The organism is Duganella phyllosphaerae, assembly GCF_001758785.1.
In the GTDB taxonomy this organism is placed as follows: Bacteria; Pseudomonadota; Gammaproteobacteria; order Burkholderiales; family Burkholderiaceae_D; genus Rugamonas; species Rugamonas phyllosphaerae.
Genome location: NZ_LROM01000147.1, coordinates 118603 through 140358 on the forward strand (window position 1 = coordinate 118603; position 21756 = coordinate 140358).

The following is a 21756-nucleotide window of genomic DNA, read 5'->3' on the forward strand; positions in this document are numbered from 1 at the left end:
ACCGCCACGTAGGCGGGAATCCAATTTTTGCGCGCCGGGTTGGCTCAAGCCAAGGTCAACCTTGTTCGACGACACTGGATTCCCGCCTGCGCGGGAATGACGAATCTGCCGCTACTGGACCTACTTGACCAGGTCCGCGCTCATCACCGCCTTCAAATACACACTGCCCGGATCCCCCGGCTCGCGCTGCGAAAACCACCACGCGCTGGCCTTGCGGATATCCCAGTCCAGGTCTTCGCCTGCCAGCAGCAGCGCTGCCACCATGCCCAGCGTGGGTTGATGGCCCACCACCAGCACCGAATCCTTGTTGCCCGGCCAGTTGACCGCTTTCAGGACGTCGGCCGGGTCGGCGCCGGGCGCCAGGTCGGTGTGGAGCTTGAACTTGCGGCCCAGCGCTTCCACCGTCTGCAGCGTGCGCACGGCCGGGCTGGCCAGGATGCGGCAGCTGTCCGGTAGTTGCGAGTCGAGCCACTGGCCCATGCGGCGCGCCTGCTTGACGCCCTTGCCGGTCAGCGCGCGTTCCAGATCGGACATGCCGGGCGCCGGGTCTTCGGCCTCCGCATGACGCCACAAAATCAGATCCATGTGTTTCTCCTATGGTTACTCGAGATGGCTGCCAGGCGTCCCAAGCGAGTCCATCAAATACTGTTGCGCTGAAAAGCCGCCTTGCTTGCCGCGCGGTTTGCGGCGCTGGTAGTGGCCATCCGGTTCCAGTTCCCAGGCATTGCGGTTGTCCTTCAGATACGGGTTCAACCCTTCCGACATCACGCGCCGCTTGAGCGACTTGTCCAGGATCGGGAAGGCCACCTCGATGCGGCGGAACAGGTTGCGGCTCATCCAGTCCGCGCTCGACAGCATGACGTCGTGCGCCAGGTCGTTGCGGAAGTAGTAAATCCGGCTGTGTTCGAGGAAGCGGCCGATGATCGAGCGTACCTTGATGTTTTCCGACAGTCCCGGCACGCCCGGCTTGAGGGTGCAGGCGCCGCGCACGATCAGGTCGATCTTGACGCCGTCCTTGGACGCGGCGTACAGCGCGCGGATCACCGATTCGTCCACCAGCGCGTTCATCTTAACAATAATCCGCCCCGGACGCCCGGCCCGTGCAATGCGCGCCTCGTTGCGGATCGCCTTGATGATCTCGTTCTGCAGGGCGAACGGCGCCAGCCATAAATGGTTGAGGCGGTGCGGCTTGGTCAGGCTGGTCAGGTGGATGAACACTTCGTTTACCTCCTGGCTGATGCCCGGATGGCAAGTCAGCAGGCCGAAGTCGGTATAGAACTTGGTGGTGGTGGGGTGGTAGTTGCCGGTGCCCAGGTGGGCGTAATACTTCAGCTTGCCTTCCTCGCGGCGGATCACCAGCGCCACCTTGGCGTGGGTTTTCAGGCCCACCACGCCATACACGACCTGGGCGCCGGCCTGCTCGAGCTTGTCGGCCCAGTTGATATTGGCCTCTTCGTCGAAGCGTGCCTTCAGCTCGACGATCACGGTCACTTCCTTGCCGGCGCGCGCGGCCGTGATCAGGGCTTCCATCAGGTCGGAATTCATGCCGGTGCGGTAAATCGTCTGCTTGATCGCCACCACGGCAGGGTCGTGCGCTGCGCTGCGAATAAAGTCGATCACGGTCTGGAACGACTGGAACGGGTGGTGCAGCAAGATGTCATGTGCGCGCAGGGCGGCGAAGATGTCGGCGCTGCCCGGCTTTTGCGCATTGCCGGGGAAGAAAGGCGTGAAGCGCAGCGACGGATCATCCACGTGATCCATGATCTCGGTGAGCCGCACCAGGTTGACCGGGCCGTTCACCGCATACAGCCGGCTTTGCTGCAGGCCGAACTGGTCGAGCAGGAATTGCGACAGTTCGGGCGGGCAATTGATCGCCACTTCCAGCCGCACCGACGTGCCGAACTGGCGGCCCTGCAACTCGCCTTTGAGCGCCTGGCGCAGGTTTTTCACTTCATCCTCGTCCACCCACAGGTCGCTGTCACGGGTGACGCGGAACTGCGAATAGGCGATCACTTCGCGGCCGGCGAACAAATCCGAGATATGCGCGTGGATCACCGACGAGAGCAGGCAGAACGAAATGCCGCCACGGTCGGACAGGTCGTCGGGCAGTCGGATCACGCGCGGCAGCACCCGTGGCGCCTTCAGAATCGCAATCGCCGTGCCGCGTCCGAAGGCATCCTTGCCCGACAGCGAGACGATGAAATTGAGGCTCTTGTTGACCACCTGCGGAAACGGGTGGGCCGGATCGAGGCCGATCGGGGTCAGCAGCGGACGCACCTCGGTATCGAAATATTCCTTGACCCACGCGCGTTCGGCGTCGGTGCGCTCGTTGTGGCGGACCAGGTGCACGCCGCTGGCGGCCAGCTGGGGCAGTACTTCCTGGTTGAGAATATTGTATTGGTCGGTGACCAGCGCGTGGCATTCGTTGCTGATGCGGGAGAGGGTGGCAAGCAGGGCGGGGTGGGTGGCCAGCACGCCGTCGGTGCCGGCGGCGGCCAGCAGGCTGGCGACGCGTACTTCAAAGAATTCATCGAGGTTGCTGCTGGCAATGCATAAGTAGCGCAAGCGCTCGAGCAAGGGAATGCTTTTGTCTTCGGCTTGCGCCAGCACCCGGCGGTTGAACATCAGTTGCGACAGCTCGCGGTCGAGGAACGCGGAATTCTTGCCGACTTCGGCATGCACATCAGGCTTCATGTCTCTTTGGTCACTTTGCAGTTAAGGTCATTCTATTCTGTAATCCAACAGAGTAATGATGCAACAGTGTAAAGACCAATTATGACAAGTTTGTGACAAACCGGGAAACCCGGCTGTCATAAAGCCGAAATTTGGCTCGTCATATATGACATGCAGCTGTCACAATCGCGGTATTGCTTCATGACACATACCTGTTTTCATAGGGCAGAGAGGCCTGACGCGGTAAAAAACTTCTCTTTGGACATTTTTTCACGATGTCATAAACCTGTCATATTGGCCGGTTAGACTTCGCAGCATCCTAACCTGTCATAACAAAGGACTTTGAAATGCGAATGAAACAACTGATCTCTTCCCTGGTAGTCGGTGCCTGCGCCATGATGGCTCTCTCGTCCGCTGCCACCGCTTCCGATATGACCGGCGCCGGCGCGACCTTCCCGTACCCAATCTATGCAAAATGGGCTGAGACCTACAAAGCTTCCACCGGCAATGGCCTGAACTACCAGTCCGTCGGTTCGGGTGCCGGCATCAAGCAAATCAAAGCCAAGACCGTCGATTTCGGCGCCTCCGATGCCCCAATGAAGGCAGAAGACCTGGACGCCGAAGGCCTGATGCAGTTCCCGGCCATCATGGGCGGCGTGGTGACCGTAGTCAACGTGCCAGGCCTGACCCCGGGTCAACTGAAACTGACCGGCCCGATCGTGGCCGACATCTACCTGGGCAAGATCACCAAGTGGAACGATGCCGGCATCGCCGCCATCAACCCGGGCGTCAAGCTGCCAGCCGAAGACATCACCGTGGTGCACCGCGCCGACGGTTCGGGCACCTCGTTCCTGTTCACCGACTACCTGTCGAAAACCAGCCCTGACTTCAAATCGAAGATCGGCGCCGGCACCGCAGTGAAGTGGATCGTGGGCGTGGGCGGCAAGGGTAACGAAGGCGTTGCCGCCAACGTGCAGCGTATCAAGGGTTCGATCGGTTACGTCGAGTGGGCGTACGCCAAGAAGAACAAGATGCAGCACACCCAGCTGAAAAACAAGGACGGCAACTTCATGCAGCCTGACGACGAGTTCTTCAAGGCCGCTGCTGCCAACGCCGAGTGGACCAAGACCCCGGGCTTCGGCGTGGTGCTGACCGACCAGGCGGGTAAAAACTCGTGGCCGATCACCGGCGTGTCGTTCATCCTTATGCACAAAGTGCAGCCGGACGCCAACAAGGGCAAGGAAGTCGTCAAGTTCTTCGACTGGGCCTTCAAGAACGGCGGCAAGTCGGCTGTCGAACTGGACTACGTACCACTGCCTGACTCGGTTGTGAAACTGGTGCAGGAATCGTGGAAAGCCAACCTGAAAGACGCTTCGGGCAAGGCACTGTACTAAGACCCTGATTCCCTTCACCGCCGCATCATCGGGCGGTGAGGGGGTTAGCCTGCGATGCCCATGTGGACATCGCAGGCTAGCTTACCTTCCCGAGATAACAATATGAGCGCTGACATCACTTCCACGCCAATTCCAAAACCGGAGCCGGCCTCGCAGTTTTCTACCGCGCAGGCCACCGCCGCTGACCAAGCCGCCATGCAGTCGATGATGCGGACCATGCGCAAGCAGCGCATCCAGGATTTCATCTTCCACAAGACCACCATGCTGTTCGCCCTGTCGGTGCTGCTGGTGCTGCTCGGCATTATCATCTCGCTCATGGTCGGCGCCTGGCCGGCCTTCAAGGAGTTCGGCCCCGGCTTCATCACCCGCGTGGAGTGGGACCCGGTCAACGACCAGTACGGCGCCATGATCGCCATCGTCGGCACCCTGGCCACCTCCGGCATCGCCCTGCTGATCGCGTTCCCGATCAGCTTTGGCATCGCGCTGTTCCTCACCGAAATTTGCCCCGCCTCGCTGCGCCGCCCGCTCGGTACCGCGGTCGAACTGCTGGCCGGCGTGCCGTCGATCATCTACGGCATGTGGGGCCTGTTCGTGTTCGCGCCGCTGTTCGGCGACTACGTGCAGCCGTTCCTGAAAAGCACCCTGGGCGTGCTGCCGATCATCGGACCCTTCTTCAGCGGCCCGACCATGGGCATCGGCATCCTGACCGCCGCCCTGATCCTGGCCGTGATGATCATCCCGTTCATCTCGTCGGTGATGCGCGACGTGTTCGAGATCGTGCCGGCGGTACTGAAGGAATCGGCTTACGGTCTGGGCTGCACCCGCTGGGAAGTGGTGCGCAAGATCGTGTTGCCATATACCAAGACCGGCGTGGTCGGCGGCGTGATGCTGGGCCTGGGCCGCGCCCTGGGCGAGACCATGGCGGTAACGTTTGTGATCGGTAACGCCAACAAGCTGTCGTTCTCGCTGTTCGCTGCCGGTAACTCGATTGCCTCCACCCTGGCCAACGAATTCGCCGAATCGGACACCGTGCTGCACACCTCCTCGCTGTTTGCGCTGGCACTGATCCTGTTTGTCATCACCTTTATCGTCCTGTCCGCCGCCAAGCTGATGTTGGTTGGCATGTCCCGCAAGGAAGGCCTCAAATGAACCAAGCCGCCATCAACCCGCAGGAACCGATCGTTCCGATGAACAAGGTGTACCGCAAGCGCCTGTTCCGTCACCGCATGGGGATCGCCATGTCGGTGCTGGCGATGTCGCTGGGCCTGGCCGTGCTGGCCTGGATCCTGATCACGCTGATCATCAACGGCTTCTCGGCCCTGTCGGTCAACATGTTCACCGAGAGCACCCCGGCGCCGGGCAGCGAAGGCGGCGGTCTGGCCAACGCCATCTTCGGCAGCTTCATGATCGTCGGTCTGTCCACGCTGGTGAGCACGCCGATCGGCATCCTGGCCGGCATGTACCTCGCCGAGTACGGCAACGAGAACAAGCTGGCCGCTGTCACCCGCTTTGTGACCGACATCATGCTGTCGGCGCCGTCGATCGTGATCGGCATGTTCGTGTGGGCCGCTTACGTGGCCACCACCAACCATTACTCCGGTTATGCCGGTTCGATCGCGCTGGCCCTGATCGCCGTGCCGGTCGTGGTGCGCACCACCGACAACATGCTGCGCCTGGTACCGAGCAGCCTGCTGGAAGCGGCGTTTGCCCTCGGCGCGCCGCGCTGGAAGGTGGCGATGACGGTGCGCCTGCGCGCCGTGAAAGCCGGCGTGATCACCGGTGTGCTGCTGGCCGTGGCCCGCATCTCGGGTGAGACCGCGCCGCTGCTGTTCACCGCCCTGAACAACCAGTTCTTCAGCAAGGACATGAACGGCCCGATGGCCAACCTGCCGGTGGTGATTTACGGCTTCGCCATGAGCCCGTACGACAACTGGCGCGAACTGGCCTGGGGCGGTGCGCTGCTGGTCACCTTCAGTGTGCTGGCGCTTAACATCATCTCGCGCACCATGTTCTCCCAAAAAATTCCGAATTAATTCGACGAAATAATTAGCGACCACTTATAAAGCGATCGATACATAATGAATACGCAACTGAGCCCAGAAACGACCTCCGCGCTTGCAGGCGCCGGCAAGCGCACGACCATCGCCATCTCGAACCTGAATTTTTTCTACGGCAAGACCCAGAGCCTGACCAACGTCAACCTGAACATCCATGAGCGCCAGGTGACGGCCTTCATCGGCCCGTCGGGTTGCGGCAAGTCGACCCTGCTGCGCACGCTCAACCGTATGTACGACCTGTACCCTGGTCAGCGCGCCGAAGGCGCGATCATGTACCGCGGCCGTAACATCCTCGAGGCCGGCCAGGACTTGAACATGCTGCGCGCCAAAATCGGCATGGTGTTCCAGAAGCCGACGCCGTTCCCGATGTCGATCTACGACAACATCGCGTTCGGCGTGCGCCTGTACGAAGACCTGTCGAAAGGCGAGATGGACGAGCGCGTGGAGTGGGCGCTGAAAAAAGCGGCACTGTGGGGCGAAGTGAAAGACAAGCTGACCAAGAGCGGCCTGTCGCTGTCGGGTGGCCAGCAACAGCGCCTGTGCATCGCGCGCGGCGTGGCGGTGAAACCGGACGTGCTGCTGCTCGACGAGCCAACCTCTGCACTGGACCCGATTTCGACCTCGAAAGTGGAAGAGCTGATCAGCGAACTGAAGCAGGACTACACCATCGCCATCGTCACCCACAATATGCAGCAGGCGGCGCGCTGCTCCGACTACACCGCCTACATGTATTTGGGCGAGCTGGTGGAGTTCGGCGAGACCGACCAGATCTTCATGAATCCTGCCCGCAAAGAAACCCAGGATTACATCACCGGCCGCTTCGGCTGATCGAACTTATAATACGACAATACGGAGAATCGGCATGATCGGTGAACACTCATCCAAACAATACGATAACGAACTCGAAGCGATCCGCTCGAAGGTGCTCTTGATGGGCGGCATCGTCGAGACCCAGTTCCTCGACGCCATGACGTGCTTTCGCATCGGCAACCCGGAACGCGCCGACCGCGTGATGCGCGAAGACGACACCGTCAACCAGCTCGAAGTGTCGCTCGACGACGCCTGCAGCCACCTGATCGTGCGCCGCCAGCCGGCCGCCAACGACCTGCGCACCATCATGGCCACCATCAAGGTGATTACCGACCTCGAGCGCATCGGCGACGAAGCGACCAAGATCGCCCGCACCGCCAAGGCGCTGCATTCGCGCGGCACCGCCACCGTCAATCACTACGAAATGGTGCGCAACATCGCCAACAACACCAGCGACATGCTGCACGATGCGCTTGACGCCTTTGCACGCAACGACGGTGTCCAGGCCCTGAAACTGATCGCCCAGGATGCCGTGATCGACCACGAATTCCGCTCGATCATGCGCAACCTGATCACGTTCATGATGGAAGATCCGCGCACGATTTCGGCCGCGCTCGACACGCTGTGGGTGGCCAAGGCCATCGAGCGCATCGGCGACCATGCCAAGAACATCGCCGAGTACGTGATCTACGTGGTTGAAGGCAAGGACATCCGTCACACCAAGACCGCGCCTGTCATCGAAGACAACATCGAACCTGCACAGTAAAGAAATACGAACATATGGCATCCGATAAAACCACCGTACTGATCGTGGAAGATGAACCGGCGATTGTCGAGTTGGTGACTTTTTCGCTGCGTGAGGCAGGCTGGAACTGCTGCGCGGTGCAAAGCGTGGGCGAGGCGTGGGAGTTCATCCAGACCCGCACGCCGCAGCTGATTTTGCTCGACTGGATGTTGCCGGATCAAACCGGCTTGCGCCTCTTGGCGCGCATCCGTTCCGACCGCAATTTCCAGGAAATTCCGGTCATCATGCTCACTGCAAAGAGCATGGAAGAGGACAAGCTGGCAGGCCTGAACACCGGCGCCGACGACTACGTCACCAAGCCGTTCTCGCCGCGCGAACTGCTGGCCCGCGCCCGTGCGCTGCTGCGCCGCAAGAGCCCGGAACACGCGCAATCGACCATGCGGGCGGCCAATATCGCGCTCGACCCGGTCAGCTGCACGGTGTCGATGGACGACCAGAAGATCGACATCGGCCACGCCGAGTACAAGCTGCTCAAATTCCTGCTGGCCCACCCCGAGCGCGTGTTTTCGCGCAGCCAGTTGCTCGACAAGGTGTGGGGCGACCACGTGGTAATCGAGGAGCGTACGGTGGATGTGCACGTGCTGCGCCTGCGCAAAGCGTTGAAAGAAGCCGAGCACCTGATCAAGACCGTGCGCAGCGTTGGTTATATGTTGTCGGAGAAAACCTAGTCTCATGAATCCAAAATTGCTGTTCTGGGTACCCGCCGCCTTGCGCACTGCGCTCGTCGCGGCGGGCTGCGCGTTGCTGGGCTGGATGTTCGGCTGGATGACCGGCGTGGTGGTCGCCTTGCTGGCAACGATGGTGATGGTGTTCGTGCAACTGTCCTACCTTTACCAGCTCAGCAACTGGATGGACGACCCGCAAAGCGCCAAGCTGCCCGATGGCTGGGGCGCCTGGACCAATATCTTCTCGCGCCTGTACCGCATGCGCCGCGACGACGAAAAAAACCAGACCGAGCTGACCGAGTGGCTGGCGCGCTTCCGCCAGGCCATGCACTTGCTGCCCGACGGCGTGGTGATCATGGACGACGTGCTGTTCCTCGAGTGGTGCAACCCGGCTGCCGAAAAGCACCTGGGCCTCACGCACGAGCGCGACAAGGGCATGCGCGTGACCAACCTGGTGCGTAACCCGGACTTCATGGATTACATCATCCTCGGTCGCTACGAGCAGCCGCTGACGATCAGCTTCCGCGAGCGCAAGCTGATCGTGCACATCATTCCGTTCGAGAACCGGCGCCAGATCCTGGTCACGCACGACGCCACCGAAACCGAGCGCATCGAAGAGATGCGGCGCGACTTCATCGCCAACGCGTCGCACGAGCTGCGCACGCCGTTGACGGTGATCGTCGGTTTCCTGGAAATTGCCGCCTCCGAGGGTCTCGACGTGGCCACCCGCAACTCCCATTTGAAACTGATGACCGAGCAGGGCCACCGCATGCAGCACCTGATCGAGGACATGCTGACCTTGTCGCGGCTCGAATCGGTCGATTACCCGATGCGGCCCGAGACGGTCGATATCGGCCGCCTGATGGAGCAGGTGGCCAGCGACGCCCGCGCCTTATCGGCCGGCAAGCACGAGATCACCCTGCAGATCGACGGCCCGGACATCGTGGGCAGCTACGACGAATTGCACAGCGCCTTCGGCAACCTGGCGTCGAACGCGGTGCGCTACACGCCGGCTGGCGGCAAGATCGCGCTGGTGTGGCGCGAGTTCGAGGCGGGCATCAAATTCAAGGTGGAAGATACCGGCATCGGCATCAGCCCGGAGCACATCTCGCGCCTGACCGAGCGTTTCTACCGGGTGGACAAGAGCCGCTCGCGCGAAACCCAGGGCACCGGCCTGGGCCTGGCCATCGTCAAGCACGTGCTGCTGCGCCATGGCGGCACATTGCAGATCAAGTCGGAAGCAGGCAAGGGCAGTACCTTTATCGTCTGCCTGCCCAAGAGCGCGATCGTGCCGAAGCAGGCTGAATTGCTGCTCGGGCAGGCCTGACCCCGCACCCCCAACGCAGCGGGGTCACGGGGTTAAAAAGCCCCCTGTCAGTCCAGCCACTGCGCCAGCGTGGCCTGGGCCTTGGCCTTGTGCTCATCCTTGATGTACACGGCCACCGCGCCCAGCGCCGCCAATAAAATCCCCAGGTCATCGCTGTACCCGACCACCGGCAGCAGGTCGGGTATGCCGTCCAGCGGCGAGATGAAATAGCCGAGCGCGCCGTAGATGGTGGCCTTGGCCCAGCGCGGTGTGTCCGGGTCGGTGGCCGAGTAGTACATCTTCAGTGCCGGCTCCAGCACGCCGCGGCCCGCCGTCTTGGCGTAGGCCTTCACCTTGCCCCAGAAGCCGTCGTCGGAATACTGCGCCGTGTAGTCGGCGGCGTTGTCGGTCTTTGCCATTGGCTGTTCCAGTCTCATGGTGGTGATGCGGGCTATAGTAGCGGCAAACCCGCTTCGGCGTCGCGCTATGCCTTGCGCGGCATGGCCCGCAAGCAAGCATTCACCGCATCTTCGAACGAATCGGAGACGTGGTCGGCCTGCGGGAAGTCGCAATCTTTGAGGTCGCGGTCGCCGAACGGGCTCGGCAGCAGAACCGCCAGCTGCTTGGCGTGCGGCAGCCGTACCCGCAGCTCGGCCATCAACTGGCGCATTTGCGGCGTGTCGTTGACAGGATCGACCGACACCAGGCACACGATGGACACCAGTTCGGCCGTGGCCTCGGGCGGCAGCGGCTCGTCGATGTCTTCGCTGCTCATGCTGCGGGCGTCGAGCTTCTGGTCGCGCATGATGCGCACCAGGATCTCGGTGGCCAGTTCGTCGTATGACGTCGCCAGGCCCACGCTCAGGATCATGCTGCCTGGCGGGATGTCGAACGATCCCTGCCATTCGCCGGTGGCCGAGATGCGCCGCTCGCGCAGCTGGCGGCCGATGCCCATGCCGGCCAGCGCCGAGCTGCCTTTGCCGGCCTTGGGCGCCTTGGGGCGGCGCCACCAGGACTTGCGGTCGCTCAGCGCCTCGATCACGGTGATGATGGCGGTGGTGACCTTGGCTTGTTCATCGGTCGTGATGGTTTTGCCGCGCAGGTCGAAATTGGCAAGGTGCAGCGCCGGCACCAGCACGCTGTCGCAGTACTGGGCCAGCGTCTTCTTGCGCATGTAGCGGCGCGCCGCGTCGATGATCTCGTGGGCGTCGCCCGACAAGGCGCGCTGGTAGAAATTCTGCGGCAGGGTCAGTGCCGGCAATTCACCGAACATGATTTCCAGCACCTTCAAGGCCCGGATATAGCGGCCCGCCACCACCAGGCACAAGGTGAGCGGGGTGGACAGCACCAGTCCCACCGGGCCCCAGATCCAGCTCCAGAAAATCGCCGCCACCACCACCGACAGCGGCGACAGCCCGGTGGTGTGGCCGTACAGCTTGGGCTCCACGGTCTGGGCCACGATGATGTCCACGATCAAAAAGATACCGAGCGTCATCAGCGCCAGCGACCAGCCCGGGTCGATGGCGGCGGCCAGCAGGGTGGCGCACAGCGCGGCAATCCAGAAGCCGACGTAAGGCACGTAGCGCAGCACGGCGGTCATGGTGGCCCACAGCAGCGCCTGCGACAGGCCGATGATCGACAAGCCGATCCAGATCACCAGCCCGGTACAGGCATTGACCGCGAACTGCGAGATGAAAAAGCGTGACAAGCGCTCGCCCGCGTCGTTGACCGCTACCGTGGTGGCGCGCAAGTCCTCGCCACCGGCCAGGCGGATAAAGCGGTCGCGCAGCGATTCGTGTTCGAGCAGCACGAAGATCAGCACGATGAAGACAATGCCGGCCGTCTCCAGCGGCGGCCACACCGAGGCCACCACCTTGCTGAGGATTTGCAGCGGCTTCAAGTCCGGCTCGTGAATTTCCACCAGCACCGGGGTGGTGCCGTCGCTGGTCAGGCGCGGCTTTTCCGGCTTGCCGAATTCATCGGTTGAGCCCTGGGTCAGGTGCTCGATCAATTGCCCGGCCGGTCCGCCGATGCTGCCGATGGTGCCGCGCGTGATCTCGTTGAGTACTTCGAGCTTGGTGGCGATGGTGTCCTGGTACTGCGGCAGGCTGGCGCCCAGGCGCGTGACCTGGGTGACGATCACCGCGCCGGCCATCAGCACGCAAGCGGCCACCACCGCCACGCCGGTGAGCACCGAGGCGGTCGGTCCCAGCCCCAGGCGGCGCAGGGCGCGCACGAACGGCGCAATCAAAAAGCTGAGGATGAAGGCGAGGGTGATCGGGATCAGCACATCGCGGCCGAAATACAACAGTGCCAGGACGGTGGCGGTGCCGACCAGGCCGACAACGGCGTTGGGTAATACGCGAGCTGGTAATGAATCTGACACCGTGTTCCCTGAAAATCGTGAGCGTGACGCAGGGCGACGCGCCTGCTTTTCGAGCCTAGATTATGGGGTGCACGGTGTCAATCGAATTTACCCCGCGCAACAGGGTCAGCCGACTTTCCTGGGCGTGATGCCGGCGGCCTGCATGGCCGCATCGCGGGCGGCGTTGATCTCGTCCACCATGTCGCTCAGGCCGCGTGCAGTCACCGTCGGCAGCTGTGACTGGTCCACCCTGGACGACGAGGCGAAGTCGCTGGCGCTGGTCTGGCCGGGCAGCGGCAGGAAGTGATCGTAAATCACCTTGCCCGGTACGGCCCGCATCAGTTCCGCCAGCCGGCGGTCGGCCAGGCTCTGGCCAGCATAGTCTTCGGTGAGCTTAAGGCCTGGCACGTTTTGCTGGGTGTACGTGCTGCCGCTGTCGTACACCATGGCCACCACCTGGCCATTCTTGACGATCTGCGCGAACACCTTGTCGGGATTGGCAGCGGCCGCCGCCTGGCTGGCTTGCTGGCGCGCCGCCACCTGCTGGTCGTGCAGGGCCAGCTCGGCCTGCACGTGCTCGGGCAGCTTGAACGCCACCATTTTCTTTTGCTCGACCAATTGGCCGATAGAAGTGACAGGGCCCTGGACCTTGAACGAAGCCGAACCTTCGATGCGCGACATGGCAACTCCTTGGGTTATAAGCGGAAGACCAAGTCAGGTTAGCACAAAAAGTAATACTTTCGGTAAACATTGACTTTCAACCACATAGTCTCCCGCGTCCTGTCCTCAGAACTTGTAGACCAGGCCGGTCGTGACCATCGGCGTGGTCTTGCGCTTGGTCAGCGGACTGTCGGCAGCGTCGCCCACCAGGCGGGTGGCGCTTGCGGCGCTGGTGACCGACCAGCGCGCATCGATCGCGTGGTTCCAGCTGACACCGACGTTGATATTCTCGAAGCCGCGTTCGGCGCGGTAACTGCCATAGCCCGAGCGCGCACTCTGGGCGGCGGTCACGCCGTAATAAGTTTGCGCGTGCTTGTTGTCGCCATATACGGCGGCCGCGTTGAACGACAGCTGGTCGGTGGCGCTGGTGTAGAACGGCGTCGAGGCGCCGATCGTGTAGGTGCTGCCGTTTTCGCGCCGGGACAGGGCCTGGGCGGTGCTCAGCGACAGGCCGATGGTGCCCACCTTGTAGGTGGCGGTCAGCAAGGCCAGCGCGCCGCCACTGACGTTACCCATGCCGCGCAGGTCGTCGGAGCCGGCGCCGAAGTTACGCTTGTGCTCGTCGCGCTTGCCGCCGTAGGTCAACGCAGCCGACAGGCCGAAGCCGCCGGCCGCAGTCTGGTAACCGAGGCCGCGCCGGGTGCTGGCAAAGAAGCCGTTGCCGAAGCTGTGGTCGACGATGGGCACGCCCACGAAATGGTTGTCGTCGGCGCCGGCGTATTCGGGCACGTAGCCGATGCCGATGCCGACCAGCGTGCCTTCGGGGGCGGCCTGGGCAGCAGCATGGCCGGCGGCGCCGACAGCGCACAGGGTGGCGAACAGGGGCGCTAACTTGAGGTTGAAATTGAGGCTGAAACGCATGATGTTTTCCTGAGTAAGTGGTTCGGAGTCTGCTGGCATCTTGGCGTGCCGGCCGGGACGGGTGGCAGTGTGTCACAAACCGCGCCAGACGCCGACACCGCAGGTGAAGTATCATTTGGCGAATTCACTGGTATCGCCTGCCGATGCCGCGCCCCCTGGAGCCGCCATGCCTGATACCGCTGCAATACAAACCGCACCTGGGTCCGCCCCCCAGCCCGCGCTGACCCTGTATTACCACCCGCTGGCCTCGTTCTGCCACAAGGTGCTGATCGCCCTGTACGAGAACGGCACCGACTTCGACAAGCGCATCATCAACGTGGGCGAGGACGCCGACCGCGCCGAACTCACTGCCATGTGGCCGATCTGCAAGTTCCCGGTGATCCGCGACCACGAGCGGCTGCGCGATATTCCGGAAACTTCGATCATCATCGAGTACCTGGACCGCCATTTTCCCGGCCCGCAACCGATGATCCCGGCCGACTGGGACGCCGCGCTCGACGTGCGCCTGTGGGACCGCTTCTTCGACAATTACGTGCAGGTGCCGGTGCAGACCATCGTCACCGGCCACCTGACCGGCATGCAGTGCGACCGCACCAAGGAGCGCACCAAGCTCAAGACCGCCTACAAGATGATCGAAAAGCGCATGGCCAGCCGCGCATGGATGAGTGGCGAGCACTTCAGCATGGCCGATTGCGCGGCGGCGCCGGCACTGTTCTATGCCGCCACGCTGCTGCCATTCCCCGAGGAATACACCAATTTGCAATCGTATTTCGAGCGGCTGGTGCTGCGCCCGTCGGTGCAACGCGTGCTGGAAGAGTCCAAGCCGTACTTCTCGCTGTATCCGTTCGTGGCCGGTATTCCCGAGCGCTTCCTTTAAAGGTGCAGTGCCGCACAGTGTGTGCGGGGAGAACTTGAAATCATCGGTTACTCCCCCGTTCCCACTGAAAGGCAATCATGCAACCTGAAAATCCCAATTCGTCGCGCCGCGCGATGGTCGGTGGCCTGGCCACCGGTCTGCTCGGTGCTGCCATCGTCCCGGCCTCGGCTGCCGCAGCTCCAGCTGGCGGCAATGCCCAGGGCACGCCGGCATCCGCACCGGATGTGCCGCTGCTCGATCCCCGTACCGCCTATAAACAGCCGCCGTTCGAGACCCAGCAGCAACCGTGGCCGGGCCTGACCGGCAAGATGAAACCGCGTCCCGATCATGGCGAAACCAGTTACAAGGGCAGTGGCCGCCTCAAGGGGCGCAAGGCCTTGATCACCGGCGGCGACTCGGGCATCGGCCGCGCTGCCGCCATCGCCTACGCGCGCGAAGGCGCCGACGTGGCGATCAACTACTTGCCGGCCGAGGAAGCCGATGCACGCGAAGTGGCCGACCTGATCCGCGCCGCCGGGCGCAAGGCCGTGCTGATTCCGGGCGACCTCAAGGATGAGGCATTCTGCCGCAAGCTGGTGGCTGACGCGGCGCGCGATCTTGGCGGTCTCGACATCGTGGTCAACAACGCCGCCCGCCAGTTTTCGCGCAAATCCATTCTCGAACTGACCACGGCCGAGTTCGACGAGACCTATAAAACCAACGTGTATGCGACGTTCTGGGTGACCAAGGCGGCGGTGCCGCTGCTCAAGCCGGGGGCGACCATCATCAACACCACGTCGGTGCAGGCGTACGATCCGAGCGAGAACCTGCTCGACTATGCGTCCACCAAGGCGGCGATCATGAATTTCAGCAAGGGATTGGCCAAGCAGCTGGCGCCGAAGGGCATCCGCGTGAACGCGGTGGCGCCGGGGCCGTTCTGGACCCCGCTGCAGGTGACCGGTGGCCAGCCGCCGGAAAAGCTGCCGGAGTTTGGCGCCGACTCGCCGCTGCAACGCCCGGGCCAGCCAGCCGAGCTGGCCGGCGTGTACGTGTTGCTGGCCTCTAACGAGTCGAGCTACGCCACCGGGCAAGTGTACGCGGCCGTGGGCGGAGCGGGCGGTCCATAACCGCCTGATTGCTAGTTCTTGTTGCCGCTGTCTTCCGCGCTTTGCATCGATGCCGGTTCCTGCATGGCGCGGTTTTGTGTGGCGGCCTGGGCGAAGCGGCTGGCCTGGTCGATCAGGTCGCGGCTGGCGGTCTGGTTGATGCGCCATTGCTGGTCGGTTTCGGTGGCCGCCTTGTGCGACACCACCTCGGCCAGCGCGGTGGCGGTGCGCGTGGTTTGCGGCACGTGCTGGCGCATGACGTCGGTGATCGATGTCTGAAAGTCGCTGGCGACTTGCGCCACCTGTTTCTGATACGACTGCAAGGCCTGGACGACCGCCTCAGCGGTGGGGCCGGCGACTTCGCTGCGCTCGGCGGCGGGCGTGAGCACGGCTTGTTGCCAGGCGTTGGCCGATTGCTGCAGCCAGTCGCGGCCGAATTGCAGGTTGGCTTCTGCAAGTTGCCGGGTGGAGTTAACCACGGCCAGCGCCACGTCGTTGAAGTACGCGATTCTTGCTTCCATGTGTTCTTTGGCTAGCGGCGAGACGGTGTCCACAAACGAATTCATGTGATGCTCCTCAAACTGGAAAGGGGCCAATACAGGAACTGCCGAGGGCGCTTTGGCCGGACGCCCAGCCTCGTAGTTTCGCAGGTTAAAGCGCCGCACGCCATACCTGCCGGATCAGAAAAGGTTAAATTTCTTACATTGCCTCATTTCCTGGCACTCTAAGCAACGCTTAAGAACTGCAAGCCGACCCAGCCGTAATACAGGCTGCGACGCATGGTGGCGCCGACTATAATATTCACCTTCTTCAGGAGAAAACATGTCGGCACCTTCAGTTCTTTACTTGCATGGCGGTCCTGGCCTGGGACCCGTCTTTGAGCGCGACCGGTATCCCGACGCGACCCATGTTCACTGGTGGCGCCAGCCGCTGGCCAAGCCGTGCGCGGCGCGGCCGTTCCTCGACCTGCAGGCGTCCGCGCTGGAAGAATTGCGCCGGCTGGCCGCCGAGCGCGGTGCGCCGGTCACGCTGGCCGCCAGTTCCTTCGGCGCCCACCTGGCCGTGCACCTGGCCACCCATGCGCCCGAGCTGATCGACCGCATCGTGCTGCTGGCGCCCACTTTCGACCCCGAGCAGGCCGCGCTGCGGCTGGCCCGGCGTGCGTTCCGGGTGCACACCGACCACCCGGGCGCCGGCCAGTTGGCCATTGCGCTGGCCGCCTACGAGGACGACCCGGGCCGGCCGCGTTTCTGGGACGTGTTCGGCGCGCTGTCGCTGCTGCCCGATGTGACGTCGCTGTACTTCGGCCCCAACGGCGGCGCGGCGGCAGCACGCTCGTTCGCCGAGCTGATCGAGCAGCCGGGCGCATTCGACGGTCCGACGTCGGTGGCGACGTCCGACGATTTTTCGGCGATCGACCGCCGTCCGGTAGCCAGCCCGTTTACCGGATCCGTGACAGTGCTGTTCGGCGCGCACGATCCGCTGATCGATGCGCAGCAGGATCAGACGGTATGGAACGTGATCTTCCCCCAAGCCGAGTTCTTCAAGGTGGAGACCGGGCATTTTCCGCTGCTGGAACTCACCCTGGAAGAGTGCGGGATCGGCGCTTAATTATTTCGCCGGTTTTTTCGGCTCCGCCGGCCCGAGGTTTTCATCGATATCGCTCGACGCCGACTGCACCCGCTTGTAGTCGACCGCACCGCTGTTTTCCGGCAGCGGCGCGCCGGTGTACACCAGCGCCACCTCCGCCAGCGCTGCCGTGTTGTCGGTACCAAAGCCCGACAGCGCGGTGAAACGCAGCTGGCGCGCGGTGACGTTGCGGCCGAAGGCGATGCGCTGCTGGTCGTACGTCGAGACCAGCGCACCGCGTTGCAGTTCCTGCCAGCTGGCGCCATCGTCGCTGGTCTCCACCAGGTAATCGCGCACATCGCCCTCGTGGTCGCGGTGGTTCTGGCGCGGCATGATGACCAGGCCGGAGAAGGTCGCCGGTGTGGCAAAGCTGATGGTCAGTGATTGTGGCACCCGCTGCGCCTTCTGGTCGCCCGCGTTCCAGAACGTATTCGGATCGCCGTCGATGGCGTAGGCCGGATTGTTGCCGCCGGCCGCCTGCGCACCGAGCTTTTTCATCACCAGCGTATCGAACAGCGCCAGCCGCATCTCGGCAGCGGTAATGGCCACTTGCGGATCGAAGCGGTTCGAGGCCATGTAGTCGAGTACCGACTGGCGCAGCTGGCGCGCGACGTTGCGCTGGTCCAGGTTGGAGACCAGGTCGGCGCTGGCGATCATCAGGCGGCCGGTGCCCACTTTTGCTTCCACCAGTAACCCCAGCTTGTAGTTGCGGTTCCAGTCATCGACCGGTTGCACGATCGGTTGCAAGGCGGCCGGCAATCGATCGAGATTGATGGTGCGCGCGCCCTTGATCAGCTCCGTCCACTGCCAGTCGTTGTAACGGTCGGTGGGGAAGTGCGCCAGCGCCGGGTGGCGGTTGTCGATCGCCACGCCCAGCGTGCGGCTCCAGGCCGGGTTCATCAGGCGGTTCCAGAACACCGGTACGCTGTCGAGCGGCGGGCCGCTCCAGTCCAGGTCCGCCGCCAGCGGCAGGTACAGCACCTTGCCGCCTTGCGCCAGGCGCGCTTCGGCGGCGGCCCAGCTGCGCGTGATCAGCACGTCGGCAGGTTCTACTTTTCGTGCTGCGGCGGCCGCAGGGTACACCCAGATGCGCCAGTCGTTCTGGGCGACCACGTGTGGCCCGCCTGCGGTGTCGCCGTGCGGCGCTGCGAAGCCCGCGCCATTGCTGGTACTGTTGCCCGCGCCATTGCCCGCGCCGGCCAGCTTGGGAGCGGACGCGCTGCCGACCGCGCCGTCCGGCGCACCTTCGATGGTTACCTCCAGCCGGTAAGTCTGCGGCGCCGCCAGCCCGCGCAGCGGCAGCGTGACCGTGCCCAGCGCGATGTTCTTGCCGATGGCAATCGTCTGGCGCGCGAAGTCGCCGCTGGCTGCTACGCGACCGCCAGTGTCGAGCAACTGCCAGCGCGGCTGCGCATTGACCAGCGGTGCGGCGCCGAAGTGCGCCACTTCCACCGGTGCGATCAAGCTGTCGGCAGTCGTGTACACGCGTTTGGCCAGGCGCGCCAGTGGCACCGTCGTGCCGTTAAAGCGGCGGAACTCGGGCGCCGTCACATAGCCCTTCGGTTCCCAGAAAGTATCGAGCAAGCCGACCAGTGCCGTGCCTTGGCCCAGGTAGTCGTGCAGGTCCAGCAACTGGTAGCCGCTCAAACCGGGCGTGCGCAGGTTCGCTTCGATTTCCTCTTTATAGGCTTGCAGCTGGAACTTGCCCGAGGCCCAGGCGAAATCCTTGTTGCGCGCGGCCATGCCGTGGCGCGCCAGCGAGTCGCGGAAGATCTCGTAGTTACCGGGCCGCAGATAGCCGGTAAATTTATCGATGATGTCGTAGTCGGGGTAGGCCACCCATTGCCCGGTTTCGTGCGAGACGACAGGGACGTTGATACCGTCGAGCGAAGCGCCGTAGTCGCGTCCGAACCAGCCACGTTCACCGCGCAGCGGCTTGGGGCCGATGCGCTGCATGGCCAGGTAGTCGGTGCCCTCGGCCAGCCCCGGCACCTGTTTCTCGGTGTGGCCGGTGCCGTTTGTGTACAGGCGCCATGGGTCGGCCAGCCGGTAGTGGGCGATCCACCGGTCGAATGCTTGCTTCCACTTGCCTTTCGGTTCGTTGCTGGGGCTCAGCAGCAGGAACGACGGGTGGTTGCCGTAGGCGCGGATCATGCGCTCGGTTTCCTGGTACAGCATCGCTTCCATCGGTGTGCCGGGGGAGACGTCGTTCCACATGCCCGGTTCCGGTTGCAGGTACACGCCCAGTTCGTCGGCGGCCTGGAATGCCGCCTCGGGCGGGCAGAACGAGTGGAAGCGGATATGGTTGATGCCCCAGTCCTTGTTGATCTGCATGATCTTGCGCCAGTAGGCGACATCGGTCGGTGGGTAGCCGGTCAGTGGGAAGTCGCCGCCGTGGTGGGTGCCGCGCAGGAAAATCGTGCGGCCATTGAGCACGAAGTCCTTGCCGACGGCGGCGATCTGGGCGAAGCCGAAGCGTACGTCCCTGGTGTCGGCTGCATTCGGTCCTTGCAGTTGCAGGCGGATGTCGTGCAGCACCGGGTGGAATTCGTCCCAGGTTGGCGCGTTGGCCGCGAACTTGACGGTGACCTCGGCGCTGCCGCCGGCGGCAGTCCAGCGTACCGGGTGGCGCACACCGTTGGCGGTGATGCTGCCAATGCCGGCGCGCCCGCTGGCGTTGCCGAGTTTGATCTTTAGCAGCGCGGTGCGGTCTTGCACGTTCGGGTACACCTGGGCGTCGTCGATCCACACCGGCGACGTCGCCCGCAGTTCCAGCTTGCCGATGATGCCGTTCCAGCTCATGCCCAGCGAATCGGACACCGAGTGGGCGTCGGGCCGGTAGGCCATCAGCATGCGGTTGTCCACCCGGATCGAGACGCGGTGCCGGCCCGGCGCCAGCAGGCCCAGGTCGTAGTCGTGTTCGGCCACCAGGCTCAGGTTCTCGCCCACCTTGCGCTCATCGACCCACACGGTGGAACCCCAGCGCGGACGCTCCAGGCGCAGCACCACGCGCTGGCCGCGCCAGGATGTGGGGATAGCCACATCGCGCTGGTACCAGGCTGCCCCAAGATAGTGCTTGGGCGGCTGCGACAGGAACGGCACTTTCACCTTGCCGGGCGTGGTGTGGGTCTGGTAGTCCTGGCGCTGGTCCCACTGTTTGTCGTACAGCGACAGCACCCACGGCGTACTGGTGTCGATGTCGTCGCCGTAGCCTTGCGCTTGCAGGATGCCGGGCAGGGCGATCTTGTCCTGCAAGTCCTGTTTGAACCATTGCTGTTGTATGCCCTGGTCGGCACGGTCGAGCGCAAAGCGCCAGGTACCGGCCAGGTCGAGCGCCTGGTCGGCCGGTCGCGCCGGCGCGGCTCCGGCGCAGCCGATGGCCGACAAGAGGAGGAGGGCGATGGCGAGGACACGTTGCATGATGGGGCCTTGGCGACGGCAATGGCTGAGAAGCGCAGATTATCGGCGATCGCTTGGAGCTTGCGGGCGTGCCAGCGCTCAAAACGCTGCGCGTTTGGCGGTGCCGGGGCCGCTTACGTTAGAATGTGCTGCGCCCATTTTCCATGCGACTTTCCATGCCATCACGCCGTCTTGCCCTTTTAGCTATCTCTTTTTCCATCGCCGCCATCAGCGGCTGTAAAACCACCCCGGTGATCGACACCCCGGCGCCGGTCACACCGATCGCGGCGCCCGAACCGAAGAAGATCAGGATCGGCCTGGCCCTGGGCGGCGGCGCCGCGCGCGGCTTCGCCCATATCGGCGTGATCAAGGCGCTCGAAGCGCAAGGCATTTACCCGGACGTGGTGGTCGGCACCAGCGCCGGCAGCGTGGTCGGCGCCCTGTACGCGGCCGGCAATACCGGCTTCCAGCTGCAAAAGCTGGCGTTCGACATGGACGAAGCGGCGATCTCCGACTGGGCCATGCCGCTGTTCGGCAAGAGCACCGGCGTATTGAAAGGCGAGGCGCTGCAGGCGTACGTCAACAAGGCGGTAAACAACCAGCCGATGGAAAAACTGAAAATCCCGTTCGGCGCAGTGGCGACCGAATTGAAAAACGGCCAGCCGATCCTGTTCCAGCGCGGGAATACCGGCATGGCGGTGCGGGCGTCGTCGTCGGTGCCGGGCGTGTTCCAGCCGGTGACCATCAACGGCAAGTCCTATGTCGATGGCGGCCTGGTGGCGCCGGTGCCGGTCAAGTTCGCGCGCGACATGGGCGCCGACTTCGTCATCGCCGTCAACATCTCCACCCAGGCCGACGTGCAGGCCACCGTCAGCTCGGTCGATGTGATCATGCAGACGTTTTCGATCATGGGCCAGCGCATCAACCAGTACGAATTGAAGGATGCCGACATCGTCATCACGCCGAGCCTGGGCAAGATGGCCGGCAACGATTTCAATAGCCGCAACCAGGCCATCCTGGCCGGCGAACAGGCTGCCGCGCTGGTGATGGCGCAGATCAAGCAAAAGCTCGAAGCCAAGCGCCGGCCTTGAAAAAACGATTCAACCAGAG

19 protein-coding genes are annotated in these 21756 nt (G+C 63.4%); 11 read left to right on the forward strand and 8 right to left on the reverse strand.

Annotated features, from left to right (window positions below; translation table 11 throughout):
- Positions 1–120: 120 nt before the first annotated feature.
- Positions 121–585 (reverse strand): phosphohistidine phosphatase SixA, encoded by a 465-nt coding sequence (gene sixA, locus DUPY_RS24585; protein WP_070251770.1) that lies wholly within the window; start codon positions 583–585, stop codon positions 121–123.
- A gap of 15 nt (positions 586–600) precedes the next feature.
- Positions 601–2694 (reverse strand): polyphosphate kinase 1, encoded by a 2094-nt coding sequence (ppk1, locus tag DUPY_RS24590; RefSeq protein ID WP_070251771.1) that lies wholly within the window; start codon positions 2692–2694, stop codon positions 601–603.
- A gap of 326 nt (positions 2695–3020) precedes the next feature.
- Here ppk1 and pstS point away from each other — a divergent pair, with 326 nt between their 5' ends.
- The 7 genes from pstS (at position 3021) to phoR (ending at position 9731) form a co-directional block, all read left to right on the forward strand.
- Positions 3021–4067: a phosphate ABC transporter substrate-binding protein PstS gene (gene pstS / locus DUPY_RS24595; RefSeq protein WP_070251772.1), complete on the forward strand. Its 1047-nt coding sequence runs from the start codon at positions 3021–3023 to the stop codon at positions 4065–4067.
- A gap of 195 nt (positions 4068–4262) precedes the next feature.
- A complete protein-coding gene (gene pstC, locus DUPY_RS24600; protein WP_070251832.1) occupies positions 4263–5216 on the forward strand; it encodes a phosphate ABC transporter permease subunit PstC in 954 nt (317 codons plus the stop codon).
- Complete coding sequence (gene pstA / locus DUPY_RS24605) at positions 5213–6100, forward strand: phosphate ABC transporter permease PstA (protein ID WP_070251773.1); 888 nt, start codon at positions 5213–5215, stop codon at positions 6098–6100. Before pstC ends, pstA begins: the two co-directional genes overlap by 4 nt.
- Before the next feature lie 45 nt (positions 6101–6145).
- Complete coding sequence (gene pstB / locus DUPY_RS24610; RefSeq protein ID WP_070251774.1) at positions 6146–6952, forward strand: phosphate ABC transporter ATP-binding protein PstB; 807 nt, start codon at positions 6146–6148, stop codon at positions 6950–6952.
- A 34-nt stretch (positions 6953–6986) separates the two neighbouring features.
- Positions 6987–7700: a phosphate signaling complex protein PhoU gene (gene phoU, locus DUPY_RS24615; RefSeq protein WP_070251775.1), complete on the forward strand. Its 714-nt coding sequence runs from the start codon at positions 6987–6989 to the stop codon at positions 7698–7700.
- A gap of 14 nt (positions 7701–7714) precedes the next feature.
- Entirely contained in the window at positions 7715–8407 is a 693-nt protein-coding gene (gene phoB / locus DUPY_RS24620; RefSeq protein WP_019922128.1) for a phosphate regulon transcriptional regulator PhoB, read from the forward strand.
- Positions 8408–8411: 4 nt separating this feature from the next.
- Entirely contained in the window at positions 8412–9731 is a 1320-nt protein-coding gene (gene phoR / locus DUPY_RS24625) for a phosphate regulon sensor histidine kinase PhoR (protein WP_070251776.1), read from the forward strand.
- A gap of 47 nt (positions 9732–9778) precedes the next feature.
- On the opposite strand, the gene DUPY_RS24630 is transcribed toward phoR, so the two are convergent.
- The 4 genes from DUPY_RS24630 to DUPY_RS24645 form a co-directional block, all read right to left on the reverse strand.
- Positions 9779–10129, reverse strand: a complete 351-nt coding sequence (locus DUPY_RS24630; protein WP_070251777.1) for a YkvA family protein — start codon at positions 10127–10129, stop codon at positions 9779–9781.
- Positions 10130–10194: 65 nt separating this feature from the next.
- Positions 10195–12096, reverse strand: a complete 1902-nt coding sequence (locus DUPY_RS24635) for an AI-2E family transporter (protein ID WP_229255491.1) — start codon at positions 12094–12096, stop codon at positions 10195–10197.
- Between the two features lie 105 nt (positions 12097–12201).
- A complete protein-coding gene (locus DUPY_RS24640; protein WP_070251779.1) occupies positions 12202–12756 on the reverse strand; it encodes a hypothetical protein in 555 nt (184 codons plus the stop codon).
- Between the two features lie 105 nt (positions 12757–12861).
- Positions 12862–13656, reverse strand: a complete 795-nt coding sequence (locus DUPY_RS24645) for a MipA/OmpV family protein (RefSeq protein WP_070251780.1) — start codon at positions 13654–13656, stop codon at positions 12862–12864.
- A 166-nt stretch (positions 13657–13822) separates the two neighbouring features.
- Between DUPY_RS24645 and DUPY_RS24650 the strand changes: the two genes are divergently transcribed.
- Together DUPY_RS24650 and DUPY_RS24655 are read left to right on the forward strand one after the other, a co-directional pair.
- Positions 13823–14533, forward strand: a complete 711-nt coding sequence (locus DUPY_RS24650; RefSeq protein ID WP_070251781.1) for a glutathione S-transferase family protein — start codon at positions 13823–13825, stop codon at positions 14531–14533.
- A gap of 77 nt (positions 14534–14610) precedes the next feature.
- Positions 14611–15639, forward strand: a complete 1029-nt coding sequence (locus tag DUPY_RS24655; RefSeq protein ID WP_070251782.1) for an SDR family oxidoreductase — start codon at positions 14611–14613, stop codon at positions 15637–15639.
- 11 nt (positions 15640–15650) lie between these two features.
- Here the strand turns inward: DUPY_RS24655 and DUPY_RS24660 are convergent, their stop codons facing one another.
- Positions 15651–16184 (reverse strand): phasin family protein, encoded by a 534-nt coding sequence (locus tag DUPY_RS24660; RefSeq protein WP_070251783.1) that lies wholly within the window; start codon positions 16182–16184, stop codon positions 15651–15653.
- A 256-nt stretch (positions 16185–16440) separates the two neighbouring features.
- On the opposite strand from DUPY_RS24660, the gene DUPY_RS24665 reads away from it, so the two are divergent.
- A complete protein-coding gene (locus DUPY_RS24665) occupies positions 16441–17229 on the forward strand; it encodes an alpha/beta fold hydrolase (protein ID WP_229255492.1) in 789 nt (262 codons plus the stop codon).
- Here the strand turns inward: DUPY_RS24665 and DUPY_RS24670 are convergent, their stop codons facing one another.
- A complete protein-coding gene (locus tag DUPY_RS24670; RefSeq protein ID WP_084640881.1) occupies positions 17230–20667 on the reverse strand; it encodes a DUF8487 domain-containing protein in 3438 nt (1145 codons plus the stop codon).
- 155 nt (positions 20668–20822) lie between these two features.
- On the opposite strand from DUPY_RS24670, the gene DUPY_RS24675 reads away from it, so the two are divergent.
- Positions 20823–21737, forward strand: a complete 915-nt coding sequence (locus DUPY_RS24675) for a patatin-like phospholipase family protein (protein ID WP_070251786.1) — start codon at positions 20823–20825, stop codon at positions 21735–21737.
- Positions 21738–21756 lie beyond the last annotated feature (19 nt).